The organism is Streptococcus sp. Marseille-Q5619, assembly GCF_946901205.1.
Classification (GTDB): domain Bacteria; phylum Bacillota; class Bacilli; order Lactobacillales; family Streptococcaceae; genus Streptococcus.
On record NZ_CAMPPO010000002.1, the window covers coordinates 754,697 to 761,577 of the forward strand.

General features: G+C 37.8%; 7 protein-coding genes. 1 reads left to right on the top strand and 6 read right to left on the bottom strand.

Annotated elements, in window-relative coordinates:
- Window position 1: 1 nt before the first annotated feature.
- A complete protein-coding gene (locus OC530_RS04730; protein ID WP_262080016.1) occupies window positions 2-751 on the bottom strand; it encodes a response regulator transcription factor in 750 nt (249 codons plus the stop codon).
- Window positions 748-1,095 (bottom strand): LytTR family DNA-binding domain-containing protein, encoded by a 348-nt coding sequence (locus tag OC530_RS04735; RefSeq protein ID WP_112444768.1) that lies wholly within the window; start codon window positions 1,093-1,095, stop codon window positions 748-750. The genes OC530_RS04730 and OC530_RS04735 overlap by 4 nt, the downstream gene beginning before the upstream one ends.
- 183 nt (window positions 1,096-1,278) lie before the next feature.
- Here OC530_RS04735 and OC530_RS04740 point away from each other — a divergent pair, with 183 nt between their 5' ends.
- On the top strand, window positions 1,279-1,665 hold the full coding sequence (locus OC530_RS04740; RefSeq protein ID WP_262080022.1) for a hypothetical protein: 387 nt from the start codon (window positions 1,279-1,281) through the stop codon (window positions 1,663-1,665).
- Between the two features lie 145 nt (window positions 1,666-1,810).
- Here OC530_RS04740 and OC530_RS04745 read toward each other — a convergent pair whose 3' ends face one another.
- From OC530_RS04745 to OC530_RS04760, 4 genes are all read right to left on the bottom strand, one after another.
- Window positions 1,811-3,289 carry an ABC transporter substrate-binding protein gene (locus OC530_RS04745; protein WP_061438605.1) on the bottom strand — a complete coding sequence of 493 codons (1,479 nt, stop codon included), beginning with the start codon at window positions 3,287-3,289 and terminating at the stop codon, window positions 1,811-1,813.
- 103 nt (window positions 3,290-3,392) lie between these two features.
- Entirely contained in the window at window positions 3,393-4,316 is a 924-nt protein-coding gene (locus OC530_RS04750; RefSeq protein ID WP_000818348.1) for a carbohydrate ABC transporter permease, read from the bottom strand.
- A gap of 13 nt (window positions 4,317-4,329) precedes the next feature.
- Window positions 4,330-5,259 carry a sugar ABC transporter permease gene (locus OC530_RS04755; protein WP_262080026.1) on the bottom strand — a complete coding sequence of 310 codons (930 nt, stop codon included), beginning with the start codon at window positions 5,257-5,259 and terminating at the stop codon, window positions 4,330-4,332.
- 368 nt (window positions 5,260-5,627) lie between these two features.
- Window positions 5,628-5,888 (bottom strand): hypothetical protein, encoded by a 261-nt coding sequence (locus OC530_RS04760; protein WP_166730991.1) that lies wholly within the window; start codon window positions 5,886-5,888, stop codon window positions 5,628-5,630.
- Window positions 5,889-6,881 lie beyond the last annotated feature (993 nt).

Genomic DNA, 6,881 nt, shown 5'->3' on the forward strand with positions numbered 1-6,881 from the left:
ACTACTCCTTACTATCATGTAAATCTTTAACTATATTCAGCAATTCCCTCATTTTTAACCTAGATACTAGGCAACTTGACCCGTTCTTCAAATAGACTAGTTTTTCTTCCTTATCTATTGAAGAGATATTATAAGGATTCACAATAAAAGAGCGATGACACTGAACCAATCTTGGTTCTTGCTTCAATATATCAGAAATTTTACCGTAAAACTCTATTCTTTCTCTCATAGAATAAAGAACTAGCTTATGAGGAATCATTGACGTTTCTATATAAAGCAAATCCGAAAATGGAACCTGAACGAGTGCTTTAGAATTTGTAAACACAAAAGAATCTTCAGTCATTAGTTGATGTTTATTCTTGTGAACATAAGCGATTGCCTTTTCCACACGTTCCTTAAAAGAGCTTTCAGGTAATTCCTTATCAATAAAATCTAAAGCTGATACTTGATATTGAAAACTAACAGGCATAAATTCTGAATGAGTTGTTACAAAAACAATGACTGCATTTGGATCTCTATCTCTGATTTCCAAAGCAATATCTAACCCTTTTCTAACATCGTTTTTAATTTCAATATCCAAAAAGAAAAGTTGATGACCTCCACGTTCCATCATATCTTCTAACAATTGATTCGGTTTACCATAAACACCACAGTGCTTTACTTCCCAACAATTCTTCTCTAAAATATCATACACCAGATTTTCCATCCTAGTCTGCTGTATAAAATCATCCTCTAATATAAAGATATTCATTTCTCGTCTCCTTTAGTATTTAACCATCTTTCTTTTACAGTTTTAAAATATCTTCTAGAGCAGATAATATCCGATACTCTTTCATCCATAAATAAAATGGTCTTCGTTTCATACTTCAATCCTATTACTTTGGATAAGTTAACAAGAAACTTTCTATGACACCTGAACAATTTCCCCAGACTCATTTCCTCAACTCTAGCTAGGCTCATATACTTCTCAAATACTCCATCAGCTGTAATAAAAATAACAGCATGTGCCTTCGTAGGATGTGTTGTCACATAGTAAACCTTAGAATGAGGCACTTTAACAACTGCTCTGCCTTGGCTTAAAATATATTCTTGCATATTTTTCCTCCTTACTCTCCTATATCATATCAAAACTAGTATCCTATGATGGGAAAAATCTTAAAAGGTATCTGAGTTATCATAAATGGTTATTTTTCAACATTTCATGCTAACAGTTATACAATCTAAGATTTCGACATCTTCTATCGGATGTTTTTGATATGATAGAGCAAGAGGAGAAATATGGATACAATTCAAATTCTACATTTTTCATTATTAGGATATATCATCACAAGTGACATCAATTCTTATATTAAAGAAAACTTATCAACAAAAACGAGAATTATAGCTTCTAGGCGTATCATCTATTCCTATAACACTACTACCTATTTTATCATAAAATCAATGTTTTTATCTTCAGATACAATGTATTCTTATATAGAAGATATACGACTCCGTTCTGAATTTGCCCACATTATTATCATAGGAAGTTACATTGATTATGACAAACTTTTCCGTAGTCATTACAGAATATTCGGTGTCATTGATACAGCTAGAAATCATTCTTTACAATCTATACGACAAGAAATTCACTCATATTTAGATGGTATTTATAACAACATGAAATAAATTAGGTTTGGTAGCCTTTATACATTTCCTCAGCATACATGGCTTCAAAAACTTTCAAAAAATCACTGCCCTCCTCAGACCAACCTGAGGAAAGCAGTGATTCTTATTTTAGGAGTTAGGAATGAATACACGAAATCAATTGATCTTATGATTTTTTGTTTTTCAAGAATTCATCGTATTGTTTTTGCATTTCGTTCAATACTTTTTCGTAGGCACCTTCAGATTTCAATTTTTCCATCAATTCTGGAATCGCTTTATCTGGGTCTACAGTACCAGTGTTGATAGCTGTATCAAATTGTTGCATTGTGTTAGAAATAGCTGAGATTTCAGATTTCACATTGTCAGTATTAAAGATAAATCCAAGCGCTGGAGATTCTTTAGCTTCTGCCAATTCTTTCTTAGAATTTTCGATTTGTTGGTCTGTAACGTTTTCGTTGATGTAAAGGATCCAGTTGTTACCAGTGTTCCATCCACCCATGTGAGTGTTTCCTTTGTAGCCATCAAGAACGCGAACACGGTTTTCTTTACCTTCAATTTTTTCCCAGTTCTTGCCTTCTGGACCGTAAACAAGACCGTTCAAGAGTTCTGGGTTCGTATTCAAGAGGTTCAACACTTCCATTGATTTTTCTTTGTTCTTAGAGTTGTTTGAGATGACAAAGTTAGCAACTTGTGTTGTTTGGTTTTTCTTGATGAAGTTAGTGAATGATTTGATTTGGATATCTTTGTTGGCAACACGTGAAAGCAAGCTGTTACCGTAGTCAGCTGGTCCTACTGTTTCTTCACGAACGAACCAAGTATCTTGTTGAAGATCAAATGAAGTATCGCTTGTTGCTACGTCTTTTGGAATGTAGCCAGCTTCATAGAATTTGTGAAGAGTCTTCAAGTGTTCTTTGAAACGAGGAACGTCATAACGGTTTACAATCTTAGTAGTATCCCCTTCAAGGTCGATAACGAATGGGAGACCGTTTGCTACTGGGTAGTCAAAGTTCTCAGAAGGGATGAAGTTCTTAGTAGCTGCAAATGGTACTACGTCTGGAGCTTTTTCTTTGATTTGTTTCAAGACTGGCTCAAGAGTTTCGTAAGAAGTAACACCTGAAATATCGATACCATATTTGGCAAGGAGAGTTCCGTTGAAGGCAAAGTTTTGAGATGATGCAACGTTGGCTGCAACTGGAACAGCGTAAATTTTACCGTTTACAGTATTACCCTTGATGTAAGCTGGGTCAAGTGCTTTGTAAAGGTCTTTACCTTCTTTTTTGTACAATTCTGTCAAGTCAGCGTAAGCACCTTTTTGAGCATTTACAATGTAGTTATCTGCAAAGGCAATATCATAGTTTTCACCAGATGATGTGATAACTGACATTTTCTTACCATAGTCACCCCAGCCAAGGTATTGGATATCCAATTTGGCACCAACTTTTTCTTCGATGATTTTGTTAGCATTTGCTAACAATTCATCCAAGTTGTCTGGTTTATCACCGATTTGGTACATTTTGATAACAGGTTTGTCACCTGAATCAGCAGCTTTTTTGCTGTTACCTGTCAAATTTCCACAAGCAGCAAGACCTGCAGCCAAAGCGACTACACTAGCAGATGCAAAAGCATATTTTTTCCAGTTTTTCATGATAAAAACTCCTTTTTTTATTTTTAAACTTATAAACAATGTAATGATCTTAACTTCACGCAAGGGAAGTTTGGAAATGAGAAATGTTCTTTCTCAATAAGCACTATTCTTTCACACCACCGATAGTCAAACCTTTTACAAAGTAGCGTTGGAAGAATGGATACAAAATCGCGATTGGAAGGGTTGCGACCACAACCATGGCCATACGACCTGTTTCTTTCGGTAGAGCAACTCCCAGTTGACCAGTCAAGCCGACCGCTTTGGCAATGTAGTCCATATTTTGTTGGATTTGCATGAGCAAATATTGCAATGGATACAAGTTGTCACTCTTGATGTAAAGAAGGGCGTTGAACCAGTCATTCCAGAAACCAAGTGCTGTCAAAAGCGTGATGGTTGCGATACCTGGTAGTGACAATGGCAAACAGATTTGGAAGAAAATCCTAGCCTCACTGGCACCATCGATACGAGCCGATTCGAGAATGGCTTCTGGAATGGTCTTCTTGAAGAAGGAACGCATCAAGATGATGTTAAATGGTGAGAGAAGCATTGGAACAATCAAGGCCCAAACAGTGTCACCAAGCTGAAGTACACGGGTCACCATGATATAACCTGGTACCAAACCAGCGTTGAACAACATACTGAGCAGAACGAAGATGGTAAAGAATCTGCGATACTTAAAGGTTGTCCGTGAAATAGCGTAGGCATAGGTTGTTGTGATAAAGACATTTGTAAATGTCCCAACTACGGTTACAAAGACAGAAATGAAGAGGGCCTGTAAGATTTTATCCTTAAACTGTGCCAAGAACTCAAAACCGTCTAATCCAAATTGGGATGGGAAGAAGCTGTAGCCGTATTGGAGGAGGCTTTTCTCGTCCGTCACTGAAATAATGATAACGAATACGAAGGGTAGGATACAAGAGAGGGCAATCAAACCCGAAATGATACTGAAGAAGATATCTGCTTTCTTACTGAAGGAGTGAATGCCGACATTATCAATTTTTTCTTTTTTAATTTTCTTTTCTGCCATATTCTCCTCCTTTCTAGAACAAGGCTGAGTTTGGATCAACTCGTCTTGCCAGTAAGTTTGATAGAACCACCAGAATCAAGCCGACTACTGATTGGTAGAGACCTGCTGCTGAAGCCATCCCAATATCCGCTGTCTGGGTCAAACCATTATAAACATATACGTCCAAGACGTTGGTTACGTTATAAAGCTGACCAGCATTGTGAGGGATTTGATAGAAAAGACCGAAGTCTGCACGGAAGATATTTCCAACTGCAAGGATGGTCAATACAGTTACCAGCGGTGTCAACTGCGGAATGGTGACATTGCGAATCCGTTGCCATTTGCTGGCTCCGTCCACTGTCGCTGCTTCGTAGTAGGTTGGATCAATTCCCATGATTGTCGCATAGTACATGACACTGCTATATCCAAAACCTTTCCAAATACCTAGGAAAAGTAGGAGGTAGGGCCAAATTCCCAAATCAGCGTAGAAATTGACTTCTTTGAGACCAAGACTTTCCAATAAATGGTTGAACACCCCTTTATCAATATTTAGGAAGGCATCTGTAAAGAAACTGATGATAACCCAAGACAGGAAGTAAGGGAACAACATAGAAGTTTGGAAAATCTTAACCATTCTCTTAGAACGGAGTTCACTGAGGATAATGGCAATCCCTACAGATACAATCAAGCCAATAAAGATAAAGCCGAGATTGTAGAGGACAGTATTTCGTGTGATAATAAAGGCGTCTCTTGAACTAAATAAGAATCTGAAATTATCGAGTCCGACCCATTTACTATTCATGATACTATCTATGAAACCATTACTGGTCATGTGGTAGTCTTTGAAGGCAACCACGTTCCCAAATACTGGAATGTAGAAGAATAGAATCAACCAGAGTGCCCCTGGCAAAACCATCAAGAGAAAGATCCAGTTGTCTCTCAAGGTTTTTGAAAACTTATTCATAATTTCCTCCCTTTTTTATTTTGATATCCATCTAAAAATTCCTTTTTAGATTTTTGATAACGATTACATTATTAGTATACTCCTATTTGCAGGTTAGGTTAAACTACTAATTATAGAAAAAACTCCACAAATTATGTAGCAGATTTAAAACTTTATCACCACTATCAAACAAATGTCCTAAATCAATTGTTTATTTTATCTCTATTAGGCTAATGATAGACACCTTGTTATGACGCGCTGACACTAAATTTTAGGATAACTGACGCTAGTATTTTGTAACCGTCCAATAACGAAGTATATTGAAAAATCTCCAGACTAGAGAACTTACGGATAGTTCCTAATCTGGAGATTTTTAATATAGGTTGTTATTAGGCGTTTGCTTTCAATTTAGCAAGAACCTCTTTAAGATTTTCAATCAACTCTTCTTCAGTATGCTCAGAGCCTTTTTCATCTGCTAAGAAGGAAACTGCATTTTGAAGTTCTTCTTGAGACTTTTTAAGAACATCCTTATCCACTGTTTCAAGGTTTAAGTTCTTAAGAAGTTTACTTAATTCCTTGGTTAATTTCTCGAGTTCTGATTCTTTATTACGACGAGCTAGGAGGAAGAAGAGGAGACCTAATAGAACCAGTATACCTGCCACAATAGCTCCTACTGAGACTTGAGTTTGAACTACAGACTTATCTGCTTCTGGTGCTTCCTCAGAAACTTTTTGTTCTCCAGCCTTCGTTGCTGACTGACTTTCTTTAATGGACTCTAGGGAAGCAATGGCAGCTTTGACTGTTTGCAGGATATGGCGCAACCCTTGCTCTGTCAAACGATCATCTGCAAGAGCTTTCTGAGCTTCTGCCAGAACCAGACGTGCTGAATCTGTAATAGGATCCGATACACCTGTCAATGATCTCAAAAGATTTTCTAAGGTTTGAGTCTGCTTACTTAGTTCTGACTTATCTAAAGTCCCTTGACCCTGAGTTGCTGAACGAACAGTATCATCTGCTCTGTTCGCAGTATTTACACCAGGCTCCGTAGTTGTCACTGGGGATACAGACGAACGAGCTGTGGTTGTTGAGCCACTGTCAGAATCTGGGGCATCTTGTCCAGAATTTGCTTGTCCACTATCTGATGGACTTGTTGGAACAGAAGGACTTGCTGGTTCTGTAGTGTTCACATCACCAGCATTTCCATCTTTAGCACTAGACGTTAGGAGATGACGAGGGGATGGAATAGGATTGATCCGATTGATTTCATCAATTGCTCTCGCTAGAGCAGCATTAACCGCTGTTTGAGCCTCATTAGCTTTATCTGCTGTATCTGCATTAGCAGGTTGCTTATCAATAGCCTCGGTTTGTGCTTGAGCTTTAGCTGTTGCCTCTGCCTTGGCTCTATCTTTTTCAGCTTGACTTAACTTATCGTTGTCGTTAATGGCTTGAAGCTTCTTAGCGAGCTCATCTTCAATGGCTTTTTTAGCCTTTTCTTTCCCTACTGGGTTCACCTTCTGAATGTCGGCTTCTCCTGTAGTTTGAGCTGTTGTGACCGCTGTTTGAGCCTCATTAGCTTTATCTGCTGTATCTGCATTAGCAGGTTGCTTATCAATAGCCTCGGTTTGTGCTTGAGCTTTAGCTGT

Bases quoted from the DNA above. Each gene is read 5' to 3' on its own strand.
- OC530_RS04730 (WP_262080016.1), bottom strand. From the start codon at position 751: ATGAATATCTTTATATTAGAGGATGATTTTATACAGCAGACTAGGATG.
- OC530_RS04735 (WP_112444768.1), bottom strand. From the start codon at position 1,095: ATGCAAGAATATATTTTAAGCCAAGGCAGAGCAGTTGTTAAAGTGCCT.
- OC530_RS04740 (WP_262080022.1), top strand. From the start codon at position 1,279: ATGGATACAATTCAAATTCTACATTTTTCATTATTAGGATATATCATC.
- OC530_RS04745 (WP_061438605.1), bottom strand. From the start codon at position 3,289: ATGAAAAACTGGAAAAAATATGCTTTTGCATCTGCTAGTGTAGTCGCT.
- OC530_RS04750 (WP_000818348.1), bottom strand. From the start codon at position 4,316: ATGGCAGAAAAGAAAATTAAAAAAGAAAAAATTGATAATGTCGGCATT.
- OC530_RS04755 (WP_262080026.1), bottom strand. From the start codon at position 5,259: ATGAATAAGTTTTCAAAAACCTTGAGAGACAACTGGATCTTTCTCTTG.